20 protein-coding genes are annotated in these 22,309 nt (G+C 66.4%); 4 read left to right on the top strand and 16 right to left on the bottom strand.

The features are described 5' to 3' along the window. The first annotated feature begins 12 nt into the window (after positions 1–12). Positions 13–1,194, top strand: a complete 1,182-nt coding sequence (locus BT183_RS19710) for an acetyl-CoA C-acyltransferase (protein ID WP_072346798.1) — start codon at positions 13–15, stop codon at positions 1,192–1,194. Positions 1,195–1,310: 116 nt separating this feature from the next. Here the strand turns inward: BT183_RS19710 and amaB are convergent, their stop codons facing one another. From amaB to BT183_RS19680, 6 genes are all read right to left on the bottom strand, one after another. Continuing rightward, entirely contained in the window at positions 1,311–2,828 is a 1,518-nt protein-coding gene (gene amaB / locus BT183_RS19705; RefSeq protein WP_072346796.1) for an L-piperidine-6-carboxylate dehydrogenase, read from the bottom strand. A gap of 108 nt (positions 2,829–2,936) precedes the next feature. Further along, the gene (locus BT183_RS19700) at positions 2,937–3,752 is read right to left on the bottom strand and encodes an NAD-dependent epimerase/dehydratase family protein (RefSeq protein WP_072346794.1); all 816 of its coding nucleotides are present in this window, start codon (positions 3,750–3,752) and stop codon (positions 2,937–2,939) included. A 43-nt stretch (positions 3,753–3,795) separates the two neighbouring features. Then, the gene (locus BT183_RS19695; RefSeq protein ID WP_072346792.1) at positions 3,796–4,692 is read right to left on the bottom strand and encodes a LysR family transcriptional regulator; all 897 of its coding nucleotides are present in this window, start codon (positions 4,690–4,692) and stop codon (positions 3,796–3,798) included. Between the two features lie 101 nt (positions 4,693–4,793). Beyond that, complete coding sequence (locus tag BT183_RS19690) at positions 4,794–5,768, bottom strand: PDR/VanB family oxidoreductase (protein WP_072346790.1); 975 nt, start codon at positions 5,766–5,768, stop codon at positions 4,794–4,796. Between the two features lie 13 nt (positions 5,769–5,781). After that, positions 5,782–6,519 (bottom strand): GntR family transcriptional regulator, encoded by a 738-nt coding sequence (locus tag BT183_RS19685; protein ID WP_072346788.1) that lies wholly within the window; start codon positions 6,517–6,519, stop codon positions 5,782–5,784. Next, positions 6,516–7,562 carry an aromatic ring-hydroxylating dioxygenase subunit alpha gene (locus tag BT183_RS19680; RefSeq protein ID WP_072346786.1) on the bottom strand — a complete coding sequence of 349 codons (1,047 nt, stop codon included), beginning with the start codon at positions 7,560–7,562 and terminating at the stop codon, positions 6,516–6,518. Before BT183_RS19680 ends, BT183_RS19685 begins: the two co-directional genes overlap by 4 nt. A gap of 117 nt (positions 7,563–7,679) precedes the next feature. Here BT183_RS19680 and BT183_RS19675 point away from each other — a divergent pair, with 117 nt between their 5' ends. Continuing rightward, complete coding sequence (locus tag BT183_RS19675; RefSeq protein ID WP_244545400.1) at positions 7,680–8,798, top strand: 5-methyltetrahydropteroyltriglutamate--homocysteine S-methyltransferase; 1,119 nt, start codon at positions 7,680–7,682, stop codon at positions 8,796–8,798. Positions 8,799–8,901: 103 nt separating this feature from the next. Continuing rightward, positions 8,902–10,119 carry an MFS transporter gene (locus BT183_RS19670; RefSeq protein ID WP_072346782.1) on the top strand — a complete coding sequence of 406 codons (1,218 nt, stop codon included), beginning with the start codon at positions 8,902–8,904 and terminating at the stop codon, positions 10,117–10,119. A gap of 10 nt (positions 10,120–10,129) precedes the next feature. On the opposite strand, the gene BT183_RS19665 is transcribed toward BT183_RS19670, so the two are convergent. The 5 genes from BT183_RS19665 to BT183_RS19645 all read right to left on the bottom strand — a co-directional run bounded on the left by BT183_RS19665 (position 10,130) and on the right by BT183_RS19645 (position 14,970). Then, positions 10,130–11,173 (bottom strand): Ldh family oxidoreductase, encoded by a 1,044-nt coding sequence (locus BT183_RS19665; RefSeq protein WP_084603716.1) that lies wholly within the window; start codon positions 11,171–11,173, stop codon positions 10,130–10,132. Next, a complete protein-coding gene (locus BT183_RS19660) occupies positions 11,163–11,846 on the bottom strand; it encodes a GntR family transcriptional regulator (protein WP_177282655.1) in 684 nt (227 codons plus the stop codon). Before BT183_RS19660 ends, BT183_RS19665 begins: the two co-directional genes overlap by 11 nt. Positions 11,847–11,959: 113 nt before the next feature. Continuing rightward, positions 11,960–13,453, bottom strand: coding sequence for a tripartite tricarboxylate transporter permease (locus BT183_RS19655; protein ID WP_072346776.1), 1,494 nt, complete (start codon positions 13,451–13,453; stop codon positions 11,960–11,962). Positions 13,454–13,456: 3 nt separating this feature from the next. Further along, positions 13,457–13,942 carry a tripartite tricarboxylate transporter TctB family protein gene (locus BT183_RS19650; protein WP_072346774.1) on the bottom strand — a complete coding sequence of 162 codons (486 nt, stop codon included), beginning with the start codon at positions 13,940–13,942 and terminating at the stop codon, positions 13,457–13,459. A gap of 59 nt (positions 13,943–14,001) precedes the next feature. Beyond that, positions 14,002–14,970 (bottom strand): tripartite tricarboxylate transporter substrate binding protein, encoded by a 969-nt coding sequence (locus BT183_RS19645; protein ID WP_072346772.1) that lies wholly within the window; start codon positions 14,968–14,970, stop codon positions 14,002–14,004. Positions 14,971–15,334: 364 nt separating this feature from the next. Between BT183_RS19645 and BT183_RS19640 the strand changes: the two genes are divergently transcribed. Continuing rightward, positions 15,335–16,267: a dihydrodipicolinate synthase family protein gene (locus tag BT183_RS19640; RefSeq protein WP_143145917.1), complete on the top strand. Its 933-nt coding sequence runs from the start codon at positions 15,335–15,337 to the stop codon at positions 16,265–16,267. A 317-nt stretch (positions 16,268–16,584) separates the two neighbouring features. On the opposite strand, the gene BT183_RS19635 is transcribed toward BT183_RS19640, so the two are convergent. The 5 genes from BT183_RS19635 to BT183_RS19615 form a co-directional block, all read right to left on the bottom strand. Continuing rightward, a complete protein-coding gene (locus BT183_RS19635) occupies positions 16,585–17,259 on the bottom strand; it encodes an RraA family protein (RefSeq protein WP_072346770.1) in 675 nt (224 codons plus the stop codon). Position 17,260: 1 nt separating this feature from the next. Continuing rightward, complete coding sequence (locus tag BT183_RS19630) at positions 17,261–18,019, bottom strand: FadR/GntR family transcriptional regulator (protein WP_072346768.1); 759 nt, start codon at positions 18,017–18,019, stop codon at positions 17,261–17,263. Continuing rightward, positions 18,013–18,831, bottom strand: coding sequence for an SDR family oxidoreductase (locus BT183_RS19625; protein WP_072346766.1), 819 nt, complete (start codon positions 18,829–18,831; stop codon positions 18,013–18,015). Before BT183_RS19625 ends, BT183_RS19630 begins: the two co-directional genes overlap by 7 nt. Before the next feature lie 123 nt (positions 18,832–18,954). Then, positions 18,955–21,552 (bottom strand): ABC transporter permease, encoded by a 2,598-nt coding sequence (locus BT183_RS19620; RefSeq protein ID WP_072346764.1) that lies wholly within the window; start codon positions 21,550–21,552, stop codon positions 18,955–18,957. Then, positions 21,549–22,247 (bottom strand): ABC transporter ATP-binding protein, encoded by a 699-nt coding sequence (locus BT183_RS19615; RefSeq protein ID WP_072346762.1) that lies wholly within the window; start codon positions 22,245–22,247, stop codon positions 21,549–21,551. Before BT183_RS19615 ends, BT183_RS19620 begins: the two co-directional genes overlap by 4 nt. Between the last annotated feature and the right edge of the window lie 62 nt (positions 22,248–22,309).

The raw sequence follows: 22,309 nt of genomic DNA, 5'->3' as shown, positions 1-22,309 counted from the left end.
GGAGCCACTTTCATGAGCCTGCCCGAAATCGAGATCGTCGCTGCCCGCCGCACCCCCATCGGGGCCCATAATGGCGCGCTCGCCAGCCTGCCCGCCCATGCGCTCGGCGCCACCGCCATTGCTGCCGCCCTCGCCGATGCCGGGCTTTCGGGCGCCGATATCGACGAAACCATCCTCGGGCAGGTGCTGACGGCGGCGGCCGGCATGAACCCGGCCCGGCAGGCGGCGCGCCTTGCCGGCATCGCCGATGCCGCCCCAGCCCTGTCGGTCAACCAGGTCTGCGGCTCGGGCCTGCGCGCGGTGATGCTCGGGGCCCAGCAGATCATGACGGGGCTCTCGCGCATCGTCGTCGCGGGCGGGCAGGAAAGCATGAGCCAGGCCCCGCACGCCGCCCTCATCCGCCCCGGCCGCAAGCTGGGCGACATGACGCTGGTCGATACCGTGATGAGCGATGGGCTGTCCGATGCGTTTTACGGCTATCCCATGGGTATCACGGCGGAAAACATCGTTGCCCGCTATGGCCTTAGCCGTGCCGACCAGGATGATTTCGCGCTGGCGAGCCAGAAGAAGGCCGCCGCCGCCATCGCCGCCGGCCGCTTTGCAGCCGAGATCGCGCCCGTCACCGTCAAGGGCCGCAAGGGTGACGTGGCAGTGACCGCCGACGAACATCCCCGCCCCGAAACCGATCTTGCCGGCCTCGCGCGCCTGCGCCCCGCGTTTGCCGCCGATGGCACGGTGACGGCCGGCAATGCCTCTGGCGTCAATGATGGCGCCGCGGCGCTGATCCTGATGAGCGCCGATGAGCGGGCCGCGCGCGGGCTTTCGAGCCTCGGTCGCATCGCCGGCTTCGGCCAGTGCGGGCTTGATCCGCAGGTCATGGGGCTCGGGCCCATCGAGGCCTCGCGCCGCGCCATCGCCCGCGCCGGCTGGAGCACGGACAGCGTCGAGCTCTGGGAACTGAACGAGGCCTTCGCCGCCCAGAGCCTCGCGGTCACCCGCGATCTCGACATCGATCCGGCCCGCGTCAACGTCAATGGCGGCGCCATCGCGCTCGGCCACCCCATCGGCGCCTCGGGCGCCCGGGTGCTCGTCACGCTGCTCCACGAAATGCAGCGGCGAAACGCAAACCGCGGCATCGCCAGCCTCTGCATCGGGGGCGGCATGGGCATCGCCCTCTGCATCGAGCGGGGCTAAGGGCACGGTTCTCCGCGCCGACAGCTCATCCCCACTGGCCGTCCCTACGAAAGCAGGGACGTCCGTTTGCGAAGCTTCCCGGCCCACGAGAGAAGCATCTCGACGCTCAAGGCCCCCTACCCCGGGATATCGAACTTCACCCCCTGCGCCAGCGGCAGGGTGCGGCCATAATTGATGGCGCTGGTCTGGCGGCGCATATAGCCCTTCCAGGCGTCCGAGCCGGATTCGCGTCCGCCGCCGGTTTCCTTCTCGCCCCCGAAGGCTCCGCCGATTTCGGCACCCGATGGCCCCATATTGACATTGGCGATGCCGCAATCGGACCCGGCAGCCGACAGGAACTGCTCGATCTCGCGCATGTCGGTGGCAAAGATCGAGGAGGAGAGGCCCTGAGGCACCCCGTTCTGGAGCGCGATGGCCTCCTCGATATCCCTGTAGCGCACCACATAGAGAATCGGCGCGAAGGTCTCCTCGAGCATCGGGCCCGTCTGGCCCGGCATTTCCACCAGCGCCGGCCGGGCATAGAAGGCGGCTTCCGCCCCCTCCACCGCCACGCGTCCGCCCCCTGTCACCGTGCCACCGGCCGCCCGCGCCGTATCGAGCGCCCGCTCCATGCCCTCGAAGGCCGAGCGGTCGATCAGCGGCCCCACCAGCGTTTCGCCCGCGAGCGGGTCGCCCACTGCCACCGCGCCATAGACCGTGCGCAGCCGGTGCAGCAGCGCGTCATAGACGCTTTCATGCACGACCAGGCGGCGCAGCGTGGTGCAGCGCTGCCCCGCCGTGCCCATGGCGGCAAAGGCGATGGCCCGCAGCGCCAGGTCGAGATCGGCCGAAGGCGCCACGATCGAGGCATTGTTGCCGCCCAGCTCGAGAATGCTGCGCCCGAAGCGCCGCGCCACCGCTTCGCCCACGGCGCGTCCCATGCGGGTCGAACCGGTGGCCGAGACCACCGCGACCCGGTGATCCTCGGCCAGCAATTCCCCCAGGTCGCGCTCCCCGATGATCAGCCCCGAGAGCCCCTCGGGCGCGTCGCCGAACTGGGCGATCGCCCGCATCAGCAGCGCCTGGCAGGCGAGCGCCGTCAGCGGCGCCTTTTCGGACGGCTTCCAGACGATGGCATCGCCACAGGCAAGCGCCAGCGCCGCATTCCAGGCCCAGACCGCGACGGGAAAATTGAAGGCCGAGATGATGCCCACCACCCCGGCGGGGTGCCATTGCTCGATCATCCTGTGGTCGGGCCGTTCGCTCGCGATCACGAGGCCATAAAGCTGGCGCGAGAGCCCAAGCGCGAAGTCGCAGATGTCGATCATCTCCTGCACTTCGCCCAGGCCTTCGGAGGGCACCTTGCCCACCTCGATCGAAACCAGCCGTCCCAGATCGTCCTTGTTGGCCCGCAACTGCTCGCCAAAAAGCCGTACGAGTTCGCCCCGGCGCGGCGCGGGCACCTTGCGCCAGAGCGCGAAGGCCTCGGCGGCCTTGCCGATGATGGCATCGGCCGCTTCCGGCGTCGTCGGCTTTACCGCGCCGATCGGCCCGCCATCGAGCGGCGAGCGGGCGACGAGCTGGCCGCCCAGCGCGCCGGCCGGAACGCCGAGCCGTTCCAGGATGGTCTTGGTCTCGCTGACATAGCGGCTCATCGGCTTAGTCCTTCTGCTGTCCGGCAAGCCGGCGATAACGATGCAGGGCGGTCACCGTGTCGAGAGACCCCGCCCAAAGTCTTGAACCTGATGATCGAAAAGCCTGCGTCAGAATCCGAGCCAAGGCTTGAGGTCGACCAGCGCCTGCCATGAGTGCAGCACGCCCGCCCGGCTGCGCGCATCGTCATCGGCGACCTCGGGCGTCATCACGAGGTCATGACCATCCTGCGGGACATAGCCGATGACCCGACGCGCCTCGGACAAATCCCAGCGCATGCCGGGATTGTTGGAGGTGAGGTTGAGGATGGCAAAGCCGGGGTCCGCGGCGTCCAGCGCCCCCTGCATGGCGGCCACCATGTCGCGGTTCGAGAGCCACATCTGCTGCCCCCAGCTGCCCATATGCATGTGCGGACCGGGGATGTTCTCTCCAACCTGACAATAGCCGATGCGCAGCGCGATGGCCGAGCCGTGCCCCTCTGCGACATAGGCGCGGCAAAGCTGCTCGCCGATCAGCTTGGAGACGCCATAGGGCGTGAAGGGCGCCGGCGGCATCGCCTCGGTCACCGGCCCCTGCCGAAACCGGTAGCCGCCCATCACGTGATTGGTGCTGGCAAACACCATCCGCGCACCCGGAGCGTGGCGTTTCATCGCCTTGAGCACGTTCTGCGTGCCGATGATGTTCATCGGCAGCACATCCTCCCACACCTCGGTCGGGGCACCGGCGGCGGCAAAATGGAAGACGCAGTCGACCCCGGCAAAGCCTTGGGCCCAGGCCTCGTCATAGATCGAAATATCGCCCGACAGATCGGCGCCTTCGGCTTTGTCGAAGGCGATGATGTCGGAATAGCCGTGAGACCGCAGATGCGCGGCGAGCTTGGTGCCGAGATTGCCGCGTCCGCCTGTGATCAGGATGCGTGCCGCCATGATTGCCCCCTTCCGGTATCAACGCGCCTCGAAACGCTCCAGGCTAGATTTCCTGCCCCGTTTCGGCGGCGAGCCAGCGGCGGAACGCGACCAGCGGCGGGTGCAGCGCGCGCTCCAGCGGCCAGACGAGGAAATAGCTTTCCGCGCTTTCCATCGGCAGCGGCAGCGCCTTGACGAGATCGCCCCGCGCCATCTCGGCCTCGATCAGGAAATCGGGCAGCAATGCGATGCCGAGCCCGGCGATGGCGGCCTGCGCGGCCGTCGCGAACTGGTCGAACAGCATGCCATGCACATTGTCGGCCGGCGCGCCGTGCCTCGCCAGCCAGCGCTCCCACGCGTCGGGGCGGGTGGTGAGGTGCAGCAGCGGCGCGGCGCGCAGATCGGCCGGCTGCTCGAAATGATAGCGTTCCTTGAGGCTCGGCGAGCAGGCCGGCACCACGGTCTCGCCCCTCAGCCGCAAATGCTGGGCCCCGGGCCAGTCGCTCGCGCCGAAATGGATGGCGGCATCGAAGGGCTCTCGATCGAAATCGAAGGGCGCTATGCGGGTCGATAGATTGATGGTGATGCCGGAATTGGCTTCGAGAAATTTCGGCAGGCGGGGCGCCAGCCAGCGGGTGCCGAAGGTCGGCAGAATGGCAAGGTTGAGCATGCCGCCGCCGGGATTGGCCCTGAGATTGAGCGTCGCCGAGCTGATGCGGTTGAGTGCATCGCGGATATGTCCGGCATAGGTAGCGCCCAGCGAGGTGAGCCGCACCGTCTGGCGTTCGCGCACGAAGAGCTCGGCGCCCAATTGCTCCTCGAGCTGGCGGATCTGCCGGCTGACGGCGCTCTGGGTGAGATTCACCTCGGCAGCGGCAGCGGTGAAGCTGCCAAGCCGGGCCGCGGCCTCGAACGAGACCAGCAACGAAGTGGGTGGCAGAAAGCGGCGGGGTATGGCCATGTCATTCCCGGCAAGAATGAACCTGACCGCCTGTCTCGCCCGGATCGCTGCCGGGGTCAAGATGAAGCCGCGCCGCAGGCACCCTCCTGCGCAGTACCGCTTCAGGGGCTCGTGCGATAACCGATATCGATGACCGCGCGACCGCCGGTGAGCCGCGAGACGCAGGCGCACATGCGATGGTTCTCGGCCTTTTCCTCGGGGCTGAGGAAGACGTCGCGATGGTCGATCGCGGCCTCGCGCTCGAGCACTTTGACCGCGCAGAGCCCGCATTCGCCGCGCTGGCAATCATAGATCATATCGACCCCTGCCCCGAGCAGCGCATCGAGCAGCGTCTGGTCCGGACGCACCGCAACCGAGAGGCCGCGATTGGCGATCTCGACGGTGAAGGGTTTTTCGAGATGTAGCCCGCTGTCCCCGAACACCTCGTAGCGCAGGCGGCTCACCGGCCGACCAGAGGCCGCCCAGACAGCCTTGGCGGCCTCCAGCATCCCGATCGGGCCGCAGAGATAGCACTCGGCATTGGCCGGCAGGGCGGAGAACTCGGCAGCGAGGTCGATATGATCGCCCTTGGCATTGTTGCGCAGCACGAGACGGTCGCCCAGAATACCCTGCAGCTCCTCGGCAAAGGCCATCAGCCCGCGCGAGCGTGCCCCATAGACGACGCGCAGGGACGCTCCGCGCGCGGCCAGCGCCTTGGCCATGCCGTAGATCGGCGTGATGCCGATACCGCCCGCCAGCAGCAGGTAATGGTCCGCCCGCCACGAGAGTTCGAAGCGGTTCTCCGGCACCGTCAGTGCGATGGCGTCACCTGTGGCGAGGCCCCACATGAAGCGTGACCCGCCCCGGCTTTGCGGGTGAAGCTTGACGGCGACGGCAAGATGGCCGGGGCCGGCAGGCACCACGGTATAGGTGCGGATCGCGGGCTCGCCGGCTATCGTCACCTTGAGATTGGTATGCGATCCGGGATCGAAGCGCGGCAGCGATCCATCCACCGCAAAGACGATGCGACGCACGTCCTCGGCCACGAGATCGGTGGAGACCACTCTGCCTTGTCGCCATTCGATGCGATTGCGCATGATCGGCTCCCAGCTAGAGCGAAACGAGGGCGAGCGCGGGAACGCGGCGAATGAGGCTGCGGTCCTGATCGAGCACGAATTCGAGATTCTGCCGCGCCAGCCGCGCATGCTCGCGCGCCAGCGCCTCGGCCCGCGCGCCTTCGCGCAACTCGATGGCAGCGACGATGGCGCGATGCTGGGCATGCCCGCCATAGAGCGAGCGGCGGAACTCGGGCACATCGGCCTGCTTGTCGAGAAAAGCCGACGGCGATGCAAAGGGCAGGCGCGTCACGCGCTCGATCTCGCGCCTGATGGTGAGGCTCGCAAGGCCGGAGAGCAGGTCGTGGAAGGCGGCATTGAGCTCGACATAGCGGTCGAACTGCATGTCAGCCAGATCGCCAGCCAAAGCCCGGTCGATCTCGACGAGAAGCCGCCTCAGCTCGGTCATTCGCGCCGGGGCCACGCCGCGTTCGGCTGCAAGGCGCACCGCCGTCCCTTCGAGCACCCCGCGCAGCTCGATGGCGTCGATCACCTCCTCGCGCGAAAAGCTGCGCACCGCATAGCCGCCCGATGGGATCTGCTCGACGAGCCCCTCCTGCTCCAGACGCGCCAGCGCAGCGCGCAGCGGCGTGCGTGACAGGCCCAGCCGCTGCGCAACGGCGATTTCGGAGAGCCGCGCGCCCGGCCTGATCTCGCCCGAAATCACGAGGTCGCGTACGCCCATCAAGGCCCGGTGCGACTGGCTGGCGCGCTCGCTGGGTTCGGCGCTCATTCGGCGGCCTGCCGCAGCGTGGTTTCCTCGGCGATCATCCGGTCGATGAGCCGACGCGCCCACATCGATCCAGCATCGATGTTGAGATTGTAGATGACATGGTCGGGATTGGCGTCGATCGCCTTCTGCTGGGCCTCGAGGATGTGCTCATCCTCGCGGAAGATCGAGGATACGCCCTCGCGCAGCCCATGAGTGCGGGCCTGTTCCGAGAGCTTGTAGTTGCGCGCGAAGGCCCAGAAATAATGGCAGGTCTTGTCGGTTTCGGGCGTCATGGTGTTGAGCACCATGCCGTTGACGCCCTGGCTGCGATCGCCCTCGGGCGCGCCCGTCCCGGTCGGGGCGACGCCCACATCGATGGCGATGGTCGAGGGCGCCTCGAAATTGATGATTTGCCAGCGGTCGACATTGCCCGGCTTGCCCAGTTGCCCGCGCCAGAAGGGCGGCGCATCGATATCGATCATCCAGCGGGTGATGGTGGCGGTCGTATCGGTGTGGGTAGCATCGAAGGGGGCTTCGGCCACGGCGCGGTTGCCGATCGAGGAGCCATGGACATAGGTCTCATGGGTCAGGTCCATGAGGTTGTCCACCACCAGCCGGTAATCGCAGCGCGCATGGATGTATTTGCCATCCGACGCCCATTCCGGATCATCGTTCCAGTGCAGATCCGGCACCAGCGCGGGATCGGCAAGCGCCGGGTCGCCCATCCACAGCCAGATGAAGCGGTGCCTTTCGACCAGAGGATAGGATTTGACACAGGCCGATGGATTTATGGTGTCCTGAGACGGCATGTATACACAGCGGCCGGTGTCGTCATATTCCAGCCCGTGATAGCCGCAGATGACATTGTCGCCATGCAGCTCGCCCATCGAGAGCGGCAGAAGGCGATGCCAGCAGGCATCAGCGAGTGCGACTGCGCTACCATCCTGTTTTCTATAGAGAACGACCGGCTTGTTGCAGAGCGTGCGGGCGAGCAGCGTGCGCTTCACCTCCACGTCCCAGGCGGCGGCATACCATGCGTTGAGCGGAAAGGCCGGCTTCACCATCTCGCGTCTCCTCCCAGATCGGCTCGCACCAGTACAAGCTGTATACATTCTCTCTGTCAAGCCTTGCCATGGCGGGGAATCGCAGGGCAGATGGCGCAAACATCAGGAGGATCGACCTTGGCCATCACACCGCCCCCCTATCGCGCCGACCATGTAGGCTCCCTGCTCCGCCCCTCCGCTCTGAAAGCGGCCCGCAAGCAGGCTCAGGAGGGCAAGATCGGCCCCGACGAGCTCAAGGCGATCGAGGACGAGGCCATCAAGGGCGCCATCAAGCTGCAACAGGATGCGGGCCTGAAGGCCGTGACCGATGGCGAATTCCGGCGGGCCTGGTGGCATTTCGACTTCATGGGCATGCTGGACGGGCTCGACATCATCCAGCGCGAGGGCGGCGGCATCCAGTTCCACGGCGTGGTGACCAAGGCCGACGTACCGGTCATCACCGACCGCCTCGACTTTCCCGACAACCATCCGATGCTCGAGCACTTCCGCTTCGTCGCCGCCAATACCGCGGTCACCCCGAAGATCTCGATCCCCGGCCCCTCCTGCGTGCATTTCCGCGTCGCGGCCGAGGATGTCGAGGTTAAGGCCTATCGCGACGACATCGAGCTTTATTTTTCCGACATCGCCAAGACCTACAACAAGGCGGTCAAGGCCTTCTATGCCGCCGGCTGCCGCTATCTGCAGATGGACGACATCTTCTTTGCCTATCTGTGCGATCCCAAGATCCGCGCCGCAAAGAAAGAGGCTGGCATCGACCCGGACTGGCTGATCGGCAAATATGCCTGGATGATGCATGAAGCGATTGCCGACCGGCCCGACGACATGCTGATCGGCATGCATATGTGCCGGGGCAATTTCAAATCCACCTGGGTGGCCGAAGGCGCCTATGATCCGGCGGCCGACGCCATCTTCAACCAGACCGGCGTCGACATCTACTTCATGGAATACGACACCGACCGCGCCGGCGGGCTCGAGCCGCTGCGGCTCCTGCCCAAGGGCAAGAAGCGCGTGCTGCCCGGCTTCATCACCACCAAGGTGCCCGATCTTGAGCCCCTCGAGGATCTGAAGCGCAAGTTCGAACTCGCCGGCAAGTATGCCGATCTCGACCAGCTCGGCATCGCCCCGCAATGCGGTTTTGCTTCGACCGAAGAGGGCAACAACGTCACCGAGGACGACCAGAAGCGCAAGCTCGACCTCGTTGTCCGCACGGCAGAGGCCATCTGGGGCGAGGTCTGACACGAGGCCGGCAACCGCGCCGGGCAACGCAGTTTTTTCACGATTGTGCTGGCGCTTGGGGCGCGGCGGGAGTTAGAGCCAGAGCAGAGGAGTTTGCTCCGGCATGACCACGCCCGCCCCGGATCTGAAACCGCAATCGGCACTGCGCCACAAGCCGTTCCGTATCTATTTCGCGGCGGGACTGGTCTCCTATCTCGGCATGTGGTTCGAAAAGGTCGCGCTGGGCTGGTTCGCCTGGGAGCTGACCCATTCAAGCTTCTGGACCGGCTTCGTCGCGGTGGCGGTGACGGCGCCGACCGGACTTTTCGGGCCGCTGATCGGGGTTCTGGCCGAGCGCTGGGATCACCGTCGCGCTTCGATCATCCTCAATATCATGCTCGGCTGCGCCTCTGTGGGGCTGTTCATCCTCGCGAGCCTCGATGGCGTCAGCATCCTGCCGGTGGCGGCGCTGTCGCTCGTCATCGGCGTCCTGAGCGCGCTCTACCATCCGGTGCGGCTGGTGCTGGTGAGCCAGGTGGTGCCGCGGCAATTCCTCGTCAGCGCCGTCAGCCTCACCGCAATGGCCTACAACGCCTCGCGCGTGGTTGGTCCTGCCCTTGCCGGCATCGTCATCGCCGCCGCCGGCACGCAGACAGCGTTTCTGGTCAATGCCAGCACCTACCTCCCCATCGCCATCGTGCTGCCCTTCCTGCCCCTGCTCGTGCGCGCACGGCCGACCGGCGACATGGGCGGGCTTGCCGCACAGCTGATGGCCGGGCTGCGCTATGCGCGCGGCCAGCGGCTGATCTGGTGGGCCATCGGCATCGCGGTCATTTCATCGCTGGTGGGCCGTGGCGCCGTCGAGATCATGCCCGCCATCGTTGGCAAGCTCCTGGGCGGCACTGCGGGCGATCTCGCCTTCTTCACCTCGCTGGCGGGGGGCGGAGCGGTTGCCGCATCGCTGTTCTACAGCTTTCTTTCGCCCGCACCCACGCGCATCGGCCTCTGGCTGGCGCTGTCTCTGCCGCTCAACACGCTCTCGATCATGGCGCTCGGGCTGGCGCAATCGAACTGGGTGATGGCCATTCTCTTCGTGGCCTCGGGGTTTTTCACCACCATCATCGGCATCGGCAGCCAGACCATCGTGCAGGTCTCGGTCGACGATGCCTACCGCGCCCGCGTGCTGACCTGGTGGAGTTCGGCCAATTTCGGCGGCGCGACGCTCGGCGCGATGTCGATGGGCATCGGCGGCGATATCTTTCCGCTCAGCGCCGTGCTGCTCACCTTCGGGCTCGTGGGCACGGCGGTCGGCATCTGGAGCGCGCTGAGGCCAAGGGTCTGAGCGCAGGCCTTCAGAGCCTGAGGAAGCGCACCGTATCTGGGTCGACCGGAATGCCTGAGACCACACGCCGATCGGCTTCGTCCCATTCGCGATCTCCCGGCGCCATTACGCGCCCGCCTTCGCGCGTCGGGGCAGACCGCAGCGCGCCGAGATAGCGGGTGATGTTGGCGGCGAACACATCGCTGCCGGCAAAGCGCGCAGGATCGATGGCGAAAAAGAAGTGTCCCATATTGCGCGGCGTCGAGATATCGCTGCCGCCATACATCGGGATGAAATCGGGATCGAGGGTCGTGTCCATCAGCACGGCGGAAAGCAGCGTCGCCAGCCCCGCCAGCCCCGCGCCCTTGTAGCCATAATCGGTGCCCCCAAGCGGCAGCAGCATCTCGGCGGCATGAGGGTCGGTGGTGACGGCGCCCTGCGCATCGGCCGCGACGCCTTGGGGCAGCGGCGCATCGAGCGAACGATGCAGCAGCACCCGGTTCATGGGGATCGATGATGTCGCCATATCGAGCAGCCAGGGCCGGCTGCCCGGAACCGGCGCCGCATAGGCCAGGGGATTGGTGCCATGAAAGCGGGCCGCGCCATCGAACAGCGCCACCATGGAATCGGTGTTGGTGGTGGCAAAGCCGATGCATCCGGCCTCCGCCGCCGCCAGCGCGTAGGCGCCCGCCGCCCCCAGATGCGAGGACCGCCTGACCCCGACGCCGGCGATGCCGGCCTCGCGGGCCAGCGCCACGGCCTCGGCCATGGCCCGATAGGCGGCGTGATGGCCGAGCCCGTCATCGCCATCGACGATGGCGCTGCTGGCGCCCCTGCGGGTCACGGTGAGCTGGGGGTCGCGCTTGAGGCGGCCGCCGCGCAGCATGTTGCAATAGTGCTCGGTCAGGCGCACGCCATGGCTGTCGACGCCGTGGCGCGAGGCGTGCATCATCGCCTTGGTGGCGTCGAATAGGGATGCCTCGCTGGCGCCCGCATCGCGCAAGGCCGCCGTCACCGCTTGCTCCAGCGGCTCGGCCATGACCTTGAGTCCGGCGGCATCCATCTCACGCCCCATCGGGACCCTCCTCGAGCAGGTTTCGCGTTTCAAGCAGCTTCAGATAGGCCTGTTCGGTCGCCGCCACATGGCGAGCCAGCACTGCCGCCAGACCGGCGCCGTCGCCGGCCTCGACAAGCGCGAGCATGGCGCCGTGATCTTCGAGCGACGAGCGGTTGAGATCGGCATGGCTCGAAAGCCGCGAGCGCAGGGCCTGGATGCGGAACGCGATCTGGCCATAGGCTTCGGCAAGAAAGACATTGCCCGCAAGCGCCACGATGGCCTCGTGGAACTCGCCATCGAGCCGGTGATAGGTGAGGCGATCGTCGCGCTCGAGGGCCGGGCCCATCCGCGTGAGAAGATCCTGCATGCGGGCGGCCAAGGCCGGGCCATTGCGCACAACGGCAAGTTCGGCGGCCGCCATTTCGAGAATGCGGCGCAGCTCGCTGATCGCGCCGACATCGAGGGTCGAAATGCGGAAGACGTAGCTGCCTCGTTGCGGCAGCACATCGATCAGCCCCTCGCTGCGCAATTGCAGCAGCGCCTCGCGCACCGGGGTCTTGGACATGCCGAGCTCGGCGGCCAGCACATTTTCCGAAAGCGGCGCGCCAAGCGCCAGCCGGCCCTCGATGATGCGGGTGCGAAGCTCCTCGACGACGAGCTGGGTCAGGGATTTGGGGCGATCGATGCGCATGACTGGCATCTGATATATGAGTGGCGGCAGCGCCGCAACCGCCACTTTGGTTCAGGGCCCAACTCGCCAGCGAACCGGCCCGACGAGAGAGCGGGCCGGTGCAGGTCAGGCTGTCAGGCAGCGGCCAGCCGCGTCTTGCGATAGCTCCACAGGGCGCCGAAGATCGCGATCCCCCAGATCAGCAGCGTCGCAACGCCGAGGAAGGCCGCGACGGGACGCGAGAAAAAGCCCATCAGATTGCCGTTGGTGATGATCATCGAGGTGAGGAAATTGTTCTCGAGCAGCGGCCCCAGCACGATGCCGAGAATGATGGGCGCGATGGCGAAGCGATAGCGCTCGAGCACATAGGCGATGATGCCCATGGCCACCATGATGCCGACCCCGAACATCGTGTTGTTGATGGCAAACGAACCCACGATGCAGAACAGCAAGATGCCGGCATTGAGCAGCGCGCGCGGCACTTCGAAAATCCAGCGCGAACCCTTTGCGGCGAGCCAGCCCAGCGGCAGCATGAGGATGTTGGCGATGACGAAGACCAGCATCACGGCGTAGAAATTCTGCGGGTTGACGGTGAGCAGAGAGGGGCCGGGCTCCATGCCCTTCATCACCAGCACGCCCACCGCGATGGCGGTCACTGCGTCGCCGGGAATGCCGAACACCATGGCCGGAATCCACGACGACGAGAGCGCCGCGTTGTTGGTGGCGCCTGCTTCCACGAGACCTTCGGGATGGCCGGTGCCGAATTTCTCGGGCGTCTTGGAGGTGCGCTTGGCAAGCGAATAGGTGATCCAGGCGGCAAGATCGCCGCCGACGCCCGGCAGCGCGCCCAGCAGGCTGCCGATGATCGAGCCACGCACCTGGTTCTTGCGATATTTCCACAGCATCGCCATCACCCCCTTGAAGGGGTTGCGGATGTTCATCTGCGGGACGTTGACGTTGAAATTGCGCCCCGTGCGCATGATCTCGGCCAAGGCGAACATGCCGATCATGGCGGGGATGAAGCTGATGCCGCCGGCCAACTCCGTGACCTGGAAAGTGAAGCGCGCCGTGCCCATCAGCGGATCAACGCCGATCTGGGCGATGAACAGGCCCAGCAGCAGCGACAGCGCGCCCTTGGCCATGCCCCCCGAAGAGATCAGCGCAGCACAGGTCAGCCCGAGCGCCGCGAGCCAGAAATACTCGAAGCTCGAGAAATTGAGGGCGAACTTGGCCAGTGCCGGGGCTGAAAACAGCAGCACGACGAAGCCGAAGAGCCCGCCCAGCACCGAGCCGATGATGCCGATGCCGATCGCCATGCCCGCCTCGCCCTTCTGGGCCATGCGGTAGCTGTCCTCGACATAGGCCGCCGATGCGGGCGTGCCCGGAATGCGCAGCAGCGTGCCCGTGAGGTCGCCCGCCGTGATCGCCATCGCGGTCGAGGCGATGATGGTGGCGATGGCGGGGATGGGCGGCAGGTAGAAGGTGATGGGGACGAGCAGCGCCGTCGCCATGGTCGCGGTCAGACCCGGCAGGGCGCCCACGAACAGGCCGAAGATGGAAGCCAGGAGGATGGTCAACAGGGTCTCGACATTGAAGACGAGACCCATAGCGGCGAGCATGGCGTCCATGGCTTACCCCAGAAGTCCGCGCGGCAGGGGCACGCGGAAGCCGTTATAGAAGGCGAGATAGGTGAGATAGGTCATCACCGGCGAGAAGATGATGGCGCTGAGCCAGCTGCCGCCTGAGAGCCTGACGATGAAGATGCAGAAGACAAACGAGGTCAGCAGGAAGCCGAGCACCGGCATCAGGAAGATGGTCGCGACGATGGCGCCGAGAACGAGACCCACATAGGTCCAGTCGAGCGTACCAGTGCGCGCATGTTCATCCTCTGCCGGGGCGTCGGCGGCGACCAGCGCGGGCCGCGTGAACCAGCCCTGCAGCGCGAGTACGGCCCCGAACACGACCATTCCGCCACCCACGATGCGCGGAAACAGCCCCGCCCCCACCGGCATGCCAGGCATGTTGCGATAGCTGAGCGCCAGGGTGAAGACCGCTACGCCCAATGCTGCAAAGATGAGGCCCAGCACCACATCGGCGCGACTGCCCGGTTTCGGCATGGAATGCTCCTTGGGAAAACCGGCCGCGCATGGGCGGCCGGTCACGATTGCGTTCGCGATCAGTTGGCCTTGATACCGGCCGAGGAGATGGCGGCGTTGAAGGCCTCGGCGCGGGTCTTGAGATAGGCGTCGAAATCGGCACCACCCTCGAAGACGACGCCGTAATTGCGGCCGTCCATCACTTCGTTGAACTGCGGGCTGGCGACGATTTCCTCGAACACGGTGACCAGACGGTCGCGGATGTCATCGGGAATGCCCTTGGGAGCGCCCAGGCCGCGCCAGCCGGAGATGGCGAATTCGAAGCCAAGGGCTTCGGTGATGGCCGGAACGTCGGCGGCCTTGGCGTTGCGCTCGCTGCCCAGATAGACCAGCGGACGGATTTCGCCGGCATCGACCAGCGCCTGCGCTTCAGGCAGCTGCGAGACGGACACATCGATGGCACCCGAAGCGAGCAGCTGCAGCGAGGCCGAAGCGCCGTCGGTGGGCACCCACATGGCCTTCTCGACCGGCGCGCCGACCGCCTGCACGAGGCTCACCCAGGTGACGTGGTTGAGCCCGCCATAGGTGGCGCCCGAGGCGCGGAGCGGGGTCGGGTTGTCCTTCACGGCCGCCACGAGGTCGGCGATCGTCTGGTAGGGCGAATCCGCCTTTACATAAACCGCCGACGGATCGGCGTTGTAGAGCCCGATGAGGGTGAAGTCCTCATAGGTGATCTGGCCCGAACCCACCGGCTGGAACATCGAAAGCTCGGTGGTGAGGATGCCGATGGTGTAGCCATCGGGGGCAGCGGCCTTGAGCGCCTCATGGCCGACGAGCCCGCCCGCACCGGTGCGGTTCTCGACATTGACCGGCTGGCCGAGCTTTTCCTCGAGCAGGGTCGCGATGATGCGGCCGGTCGCATCGGTGCCGCCGCCGGCGGCGAAGGGCACGATCATGGTGATCGGGCGATCCGGATACTGCGCCAGCGCGGCACCGGCGCTGATGGTCACGGCCAGCGCGGCAAGCGCGGCCTTGGCAAAAATGTTCATGTCAAACCTCCCAGATATTGCCGACTGACGCGGCCTCGGTGATGGGGGTGGCATATGGGCTGCATATACCACATTTCGGAACTATCATGGCGGACAGAGCGTGGCAACGCCCAATCGGACGCGGCCAATTCACGCTGAAACTGCCGTAAAAAGCACCGGAATTACGTTCGTAACGGGCCCGTCCGCTTGACAGCACGCGATGCCCGACCGTATAGATCGGATGGAAGTGCATTCCGCATTTCGGGATAAATGGCAGCGCGCGACAGCTGGTCGCGGCTGCGCGGGCAACAGCGGGCCGACATCGTCGGGCCAAGGCATGGCGGTGTGGGCGCGAAGGCGCGGCGACCGCAGGAGGACAAAGACTATGAGCAACCCCATCGCACGCAAGGTGCGCGACACCCTGACCGGCATCCTGCCGCCGCTGGCCATGCCGTTCGACGAGAAGGGCAACCTGGTGAAGGGCGCGCTGAAGCCGCAGGTCGACCTGATGATCGCCTCGGGCGTGCGCGGCCTCGTGGTCGGCGGTTCGACCGGCGAGGGGCATACGCTTTCCACCGACGAGTTCGTTTCGGCCATGACCGAAGCCTATGACGTCACCGCCGGCCGCGTGCCGTTCGTCGCCGGCCTCATCGTGCAGTCGACCCGCGAGGCCATCAACCGCGTCAACATGCTCAAGGGCATGGAGATCGCCGCACTGCAGGTGACCCCGGTCCACTACCTGTTCAAGCCGGACCTCGAAGCCACCGTCGAGCATTTCCGCGCCATCTGGGAAGAGACCCAGACGCCGATCCTGATTTACAACGTCATTCCGTGGAACTACCTCTCGGTGGACGCCATGCTGACGATCATGGACCGCGTGCCCGGCGTCGTCGGCATGAAGCAGAGCTCGGGCGACCTCAAGTCGGTCTCGGACCTGATGCTCGCCGCCAAGCCCGACAATCTCGTGCTTTCGGGCATCGATGCCCTGCTCTACCCGGCCTTCTCGCTGGGCGCGCATGGCGCCATCTCGGCCCTCACCTGCGCCGTGCCGGGCGTCACCGTAAAGCTCTTCGATGCCGTGCAGCGTGGCGACCACGCCACCGCCAAGGACATCCACTTCCGCCTCAACGCGCTGTGGAATTCGATGCGCCACGACAACCTGCCGGCCTGCGTGAAGTATGTGCATTCCCGCCAGGGCCTGCCCTTCTTCCACCCGCGCGCGCCGATGGAGCGCGTCACCGATGCGCAGAAGGCCAAGATGGACGCCGCCCTCGGTCCGGTGCTCGAGCTGGTCGACATCCGCGCCAACGCGGCTTGAGGTGATCCCCGCTGGGGCGGTGAGCGCGGCCAGACCCCTCACCCGCCCTTCGGGCACCTGGTTCGGCTGTAATCGCTCCACTGGAGCGATTACTGGCTGCGCCACCGCCTCCCAGTCCCCCGAGGGGAGAGGGCGATGTGGCACCATCGCGCCACAGCCGCTCTGCCTTCTCCCCCGCGGGGAGAAGGTGGCGCGCAGCGCCGGATGAGGGGGCACCGGCGCATCATCGATCCGTCGATGCTGCAATAGAACCGCCACGAAAACGCTCCTCCCGAGCGACAGGCCGGCGTTCCGCAAGGAGCGCCGGCCGCTTGATTTCAGACCGGGCCGGTCGAGCCCACGGGCCAGACGCTCTGCAGCTTTTCACCCGAAAGGATGCGCTCGCGGCAGCGGGCCTCGCCCTCGCCGTTCCGGTCGGCGGCATCGGCCACCTCGCGCACCAGCTCGTGGGGAATGACGACGCAGCCGGTGATGTCGGCAAAGACCACGTCGCCGGGCCGGACGCGCACGCCCTTCACGTTAAGCTCGACCTGCGCCTTGGCGGGCTCCATGCGGCCCGACACGCCCACCGGGCTCATGCCGCGCGCAAAGAGCGGATAGTCGAGCTTGCGCACTTCGGCGAGGTCGCGAACGGTGCCGTTGACGATGGTGGCGACAGCCCCTGCCGTCTTGGCGCCCGTCGACATCAATTCGCCCGTGCCCGAGCCTTCGGCGCAGGAGCTGTCGACAAACAGGATGCCGCCCTTGACCACCCGGTCGATGGCGCCGTGATAGACATCCTGCGGCTGGCCGGTGCGGGTCGAGGGTTCGTAGAGCACGGTCGAGACGGGGCCGACCACGACCTGGCCGGGCTTCAGAACGCCATAAAGCGAGATGCCCTCGAGATAGCCGTAAAAGCCGAAGGGATCCATGACGTCATGGATGTCGCCCGAATACCATTTCGAGAGGCGCCGGATCGCGTCCCAGTCGACGGCGCTGTAGTCATAGGACATTTCAGTTTTCCTGTGCTTCGGAATTGGGATGCGCGGCCGCCATGGCGCGCTGGAGATAGCTGCCCGAATTTTCGAGATGCTCGGCCATCAGCGCCCGCGCGCCTTCGACATCGCGCGCGAGGATGCGCTCATAGATGGCTTCGTGCTCGGCGAGACCTTCGCTCGAGGTCTTGCGCGGCACGCTCGACGAGACGCGGATGACCTCGGCGACGATGCCGTGGAGATTGGCATGGAGCGTCGACATCACCTCATTGCCCAGCGCCTGCACCAGGGCACGGTGAAAGGCGGCGTCGGCGGCGGTGAAGGTGAGGAAGTCATTATCGGGCACCGAGGCGCGCATGTCGGCGAGCGCCTGGTCGATCGGCCCGCCCAGCGTCCCCTCGCCTGCCGCCAGCCGCCCCACCACCTCGAGCTCGAACATGGCACGCACGTCCATCAGCTTCTTCAAATAGGCCGGCTCGCGCGAGGCCAGCGCGCTGACCGTGGAGGCGAGGGAATCGAGATATTGCCCGACATCGTCGCGCACCACTTCAGCCCGCTCGCCATGGCGACGGCGCACCAGCCCCTTGGTTTCGAGGATCTGCAAGGCCTCGCGCACCGAACGGGTCGAGATCGCGAACCGTCGCGCGATCTCGGCCTCGGCCGGCAGGCGATCGCCCACCTTGAGCGTACCGGACAGGATCTGCGCCTCGATGTCGGAGACGACCGAGACGTAGAGCCGGCTGCGGTCCGCCGGAGGCTGGGCGGTGCGTGTCACCATGCGGTGAAGCCGCCATCGACCACGACGTTCGAGCCCGTCATGTAGGTCGAGGCATCCGAGCACAGGAACTGGATGACGCCATTATACTCGGCGACTTCCGCCTGGCGCCCGAGCGGCACGCGGGCGATGAAATTGTCGACGAATTCCTTGTCGAAATTGCCCGTCTTCACGCCGCCGAACGAGATGAGGTTGCAGCGTACGTTCTTGGGCGCCCAATAGGTCGCCACATAGCGGGTGAGATTGACGAGGCCGGACTTCGAGGCGGCGTAGGACACCGCCTTGATGAAGGGCACGCCATCGCGCGCCTCGCGATAGGCGTAGAGCGCCTGGTTGGGCGAGACGATGCCGTAGATCGAGCCGATATTGACGATCGAGCCGCGGCCGGCCTCGGCCATCTTCGCCCCCACCACCTGGGTGGTGAGCATGACGCCGGTCAGATTGGTGTCGATGATGTCATCCCAGTAGTGCTGGGGATAGGTCTCGAACGGCCCGTTCTGGTCGGCCGAGCCCGAGGGCTTGGAATCGATACCGGCATTGTTGACGAGGCCATGCGGCACGCCCCATTCGGCAACCAGCGCGTCGGTGGCCTTTTGAAGCGCTTCCTTGTCGGTGACTGACGCCACATAAACGCGCAGGCGATCGCGATTGGCGGGAAACAGCTCGGCGAGCTGGGCCTCCTCGACGGCGCGGCGCGAATAGATGGCAACCTTGGCGCCTGCTTCGAGCAGGGAGGTGACGAAGGAGCGGCCAAGCTGGCCGAGCCCTCCGGTCACGATGATCACCTTGTCCTTAACGCTGAACAGGTCCGACATTGTGTTGATGGCCTTCTCTGGGTCCCGGTTCTGATGACATATGACATATGTCAAAAGGTACGACGTGGTCAACGGTCAACCGCACCCGAAGGCGCGGCTCTCCAGACCCGAAACTGAGAGGCTTCAGGCCGTGCGGAGGTGCCGCACGGGTCGGGCCGAGAGGGCCGACCAGGTGGTGGCCATGCCCACCCCGATGCTGATGATCATCGCCACGGCGAGCACGAGCGCGATGAGGCCGATGTCGAGATTGAACGGGCTTTCAAGCACATAGGTGAGAAACGCCCAGGCGGCGCCAACCCCGATGCCGGTGCCGAGCGTTGCCGCCAGAAGGCCGAGAAGCCCGTATTCTGCAAGAAAGGCGAGAATGATGTCGCCGCGCCGCGCACCCAAGACCTTCATGATCACCGCATCGGCCTCGCGCTGCCGGCGCCCCGCCGCCATCGCACCGGCCAGCACCAGAATGCCGCTGATGACGGCAAGTCCCCCGACCACGGCAACGGCATCGGAAAGGCTGGAGACGATATTGGTGACGGTCTCGAGCGCATCGCCAATGGCGAGGAAGATGATCTCGGGGAAGCGGTCGACCAGCAGCCCCTGGACGATGTCCTCCTGTCCCGGCACGGCCTTGACGAGCCCGAGATAGCTTTGCGGATAGTTTTCGACCTGGCCGGGCGAGAGCATGATGTTGATGTTCATCGGCCCGGCGGCGGCCGTCATGTCGCGGATATTGGCGATGCGGGCGGTGATCTCCTCGCCGAAGAGGCTGACGCTCAACGTATCGCCGACCTCGAGGTTGAGCGGGGTGGCAAGCATGCGCCCGACCGAGACCAGGGGCTCGCCGGACCAGTCCTCGGGCCACCAGTCGCCGGCGACCAGCTCGGTGCCTTGCGGCTGCGCGCGGGCCCAGGTCATCGGCGTCTCGCCCTCGAAGATCCAGGACACCTCGTCCGGCAGGGGCCGCAGTTCGGCGACCGGACGGCCATCGACGGCGGTCACCGCGCCGCGCAGCATCGGCGAGGACTGGAAGCTCTCGATGGATGGCTCGGTGGCGGCAAATTGTGCAACCGCATCAGCCTCATCGGGGAAAAGATCCATCAGCACGAAGCTCGGCGCATCGGCTGTGATTTCGCCGGCAAGCCGGTTGCGGATGGAGGAATCCACCAGCGCGATCATCAGCAAGAGCGCCAGCCCGAGCCCTAGCGACAGCACGACCGTAGGGGCCGGCGCGCCGGGGCGGTGGATGGATTTGAGCGCATTGCGCAGGCGGGCGCCCGGCAGCGGCGGAACGCGGCGCAGCCCCATTTGCAGGAGAGCCGCGGCAGCGCGCAGGAGCGCAAAGCTCAGCGCCGCACCGACGCCGAACCACAACACCAGCAGCGGGCGGCCGAGGGTGGTGGCGGCCAGCAGATAGGTCAGCGCGGCAGCGATGATCATGGGAATGGCGACGGCGGGCCGCAGCAGGTCGCGCCAGGCGATGGACGGCATGTCGCCGCCAGAGGCGGAGCGGAAGAGCATGGCCGGCTTCATCCGCTGGGCCGCCTGCAGGGGCAGCCAGGCAAAGCCGAGCCCGATCAGCGCGCCGAAGGCGGCAGCGGTCAGCAGCGGGCCCGGATAAAGCCCTGCATCCAGGGGGATGGACAACAAATCCCCGACGATGGGCAATGCGACGATACTGAGCAGACCACCAAGCACGAGACCCAAACCGATGCCCAGACCTGCCAGAATGATCACCTGCGCGAGGAAATGCACCATCACCTGCGCCCCGGTGGCGCCGATGGCACGGAGTGTCGCGATGGAGCGGCGGCGTTCGGCAAGATAGGCCGTTACCGCGTTCGATACCCCCACCCCACCGACGAGAAGCGAAGCGAGACCGACGATGACGAGGAAGCGCGAGAAGATGTCGAAGAACCGCGCCAGATCGCCGATCGCCTCGCGCGGGGTACGAATCTGCCAGCGCGCCTCGGGAAAGCGGGACTGCACAAGTGCCGACGCGACAACGGGATTTTCGGTTTCGAGCAGGATCTTGTAGCGGTAGCGCGCCAGAACGCCGGGCGCCAGAATGCCGGTGGCCTCGAGCGCCTCCACCGACATGAGGGCCGGAATACCGATCTGGATGCCCTGGCTGACCTGATCGGGAACACGGTCGAGAAGACCGGTGAGAACAAAGCTGGCGCCCCCGACGGTCAGGGTGTCGCCGATGGCAAGGCCGAGCCGATCGGCGAGCAGGCTGCCGGCCACCAGCCCGAAGGCATTTTCGCCAAGTCGTTGTTCTGCCGCGTTTCCGGACGGCGAACCGGTCCCCGCTTCGCCTGAAAACGCTCGCTGCGCCAGAAGCTCTTGCAAAGGCTGTGCCGGTCGGGTTTCCACCGCGCCCAAGAGAGGCCAGGCTCCATCGACGCCGCGGATGGAAAGGAAGGCGGTGCCGCCTTCGGCCGAGGCGCGGCCGCTGACCTCGATGACTTCGCTCGCTTGCCCCAGTTCATCAAAGAGGGCGCGCTCGGCCGCATCGGCCCGGCGCCAGGAAAGCTGGGCCTCGATGTCTCCGCCCAGAACGGTGCGCGCGTCTCGATCGAGCGCGGCCTGCAGCGCGGTGCCGACCGAGCCGACGGCGGCAATGGTCGCGACACCGAGGGCGAGGCAGGCGAGCAGGAGGCCGAAGCGCCTGACATCGCCGCGCAGGTCGCGCAGCGCGATCCTGAGCCAGCCAGCAAGAACGCTCATGCGGGGATATCCTCGGCAAGGACGCCCAGGCTCATGGCAAACCGCCGGTCGGCCTTGGCGGCCAAAGCCGGATCATGGGTAACGAGCAGGATGGCGGTGCCGTTGCGGCGCGCCAGGTCGAACATCAGCGACACGACCTTTGCGCCGGTCTCCTGATCGAGATTGCCGGTCGGCTCATCGGCGAGGAGCAGCGGGGGCTTGGCGACCATGGCGCGGGCGAGCCCGACGCGCTGCTGCTCGCCGCCCGAGAGCGCGGAGGGGCGGTGCCCGGCGCGGGCGGAGAGGCCGACGGCGTCGAGGGCGGCCAGCGCTTCGGTCTCAACGCTTGTCCAGGAGCGGGTCGGATCAGCGATCTCGAGGGTCAGCGCGACATTTTCGAGCGCGGTCATCGAGGGCACGAGATGGAAGTTCTGGAACAGGATTCCGAGCTTGCGGCGCCGGAAGATAGCCAGCTTATCCTCGTCCATCCCGGCAAGGTCTGTGCCCGCGATCCGGACCGATCCCGAGGTCGGGCGTTCGAGCCCGGCGAGGATCATCAGCAGCGAGGTCTTGCCGCTGCCCGAGGGGCCGACGACGGCGCCGACCTCCCCTGCCCCGAGGGTGAAGGAGACGTCGTTGAGGATGGTGAGCGGGTGGCCCTCGGCGCCCGGGAGGACGAGGCCGACGCCCCTGGCTTCGACGACGGCAGAGGACATCGGGAAAGTCTCCAGTACAGACGGCAGATAGGGCTTTTATGCCCGTATGCAAGAACGGCGCG

The organism is Devosia enhydra, assembly GCF_900119845.1.
Lineage (GTDB): Bacteria > Pseudomonadota > Alphaproteobacteria > Rhizobiales > Devosiaceae > FPKU01.
The sequence above is the reverse complement of the archived record's forward strand: the minus strand, read 5'-3'. Positions and strand labels throughout refer to the sequence as shown.

Coding starts and splice junctions, on each gene's coding strand:
- BT183_RS19625 (WP_072346766.1), bottom strand. CDS start 18,831: ATGTCGGACCTGTTCAGCGTTAAGGACAAGGTGATCATCGTGACCGGA.
- BT183_RS19655 (WP_072346776.1), bottom strand. CDS start 13,453: ATGGACGCCATGCTCGCCGCTATGGGTCTCGTCTTCAATGTCGAGACC.
- BT183_RS19645 (WP_072346772.1), bottom strand. CDS start 14,970: ATGAACATTTTTGCCAAGGCCGCGCTTGCCGCGCTGGCCGTGACCATC.
- BT183_RS19670 (WP_072346782.1), top strand. CDS start 8,902: ATGACCACGCCCGCCCCGGATCTGAAACCGCAATCGGCACTGCGCCAC.
- BT183_RS19710 (WP_072346798.1), top strand. CDS start 13: ATGAGCCTGCCCGAAATCGAGATCGTCGCTGCCCGCCGCACCCCCATC.
- amaB (WP_072346796.1), bottom strand. CDS start 2,828: ATGAGCCGCTATGTCAGCGAGACCAAGACCATCCTGGAACGGCTCGGC.
- BT183_RS19640 (WP_143145917.1), top strand. CDS start 15,335: ATGAGCAACCCCATCGCACGCAAGGTGCGCGACACCCTGACCGGCATC.
- BT183_RS19660 (WP_177282655.1), bottom strand. CDS start 11,846: ATGCGCATCGATCGCCCCAAATCCCTGACCCAGCTCGTCGTCGAGGAG.
- BT183_RS19615 (WP_072346762.1), bottom strand. CDS start 22,247: ATGTCCTCTGCCGTCGTCGAAGCCAGGGGCGTCGGCCTCGTCCTCCCG.
- BT183_RS19630 (WP_072346768.1), bottom strand. CDS start 18,019: ATGGTGACACGCACCGCCCAGCCTCCGGCGGACCGCAGCCGGCTCTAC.
- BT183_RS19695 (WP_072346792.1), bottom strand. CDS start 4,692: ATGGCCATACCCCGCCGCTTTCTGCCACCCACTTCGTTGCTGGTCTCG.
- BT183_RS19680 (WP_072346786.1), bottom strand. CDS start 7,562: ATGGTGAAGCCGGCCTTTCCGCTCAACGCATGGTATGCCGCCGCCTGG.
- BT183_RS19650 (WP_072346774.1), bottom strand. CDS start 13,942: ATGCCGAAACCGGGCAGTCGCGCCGATGTGGTGCTGGGCCTCATCTTT.
- BT183_RS19620 (WP_072346764.1), bottom strand. CDS start 21,552: ATGAGCGTTCTTGCTGGCTGGCTCAGGATCGCGCTGCGCGACCTGCGC.
- BT183_RS19635 (WP_072346770.1), bottom strand. CDS start 17,259: ATGTCCTATGACTACAGCGCCGTCGACTGGGACGCGATCCGGCGCCTC.
- BT183_RS19665 (WP_084603716.1), bottom strand. CDS start 11,173: ATGGGGCGTGAGATGGATGCCGCCGGACTCAAGGTCATGGCCGAGCCG.
- BT183_RS19685 (WP_072346788.1), bottom strand. CDS start 6,519: ATGAGCGCCGAACCCAGCGAGCGCGCCAGCCAGTCGCACCGGGCCTTG.
- BT183_RS19690 (WP_072346790.1), bottom strand. CDS start 5,768: ATGCGCAATCGCATCGAATGGCGACAAGGCAGAGTGGTCTCCACCGAT.
- BT183_RS19700 (WP_072346794.1), bottom strand. CDS start 3,752: ATGGCGGCACGCATCCTGATCACAGGCGGACGCGGCAATCTCGGCACC.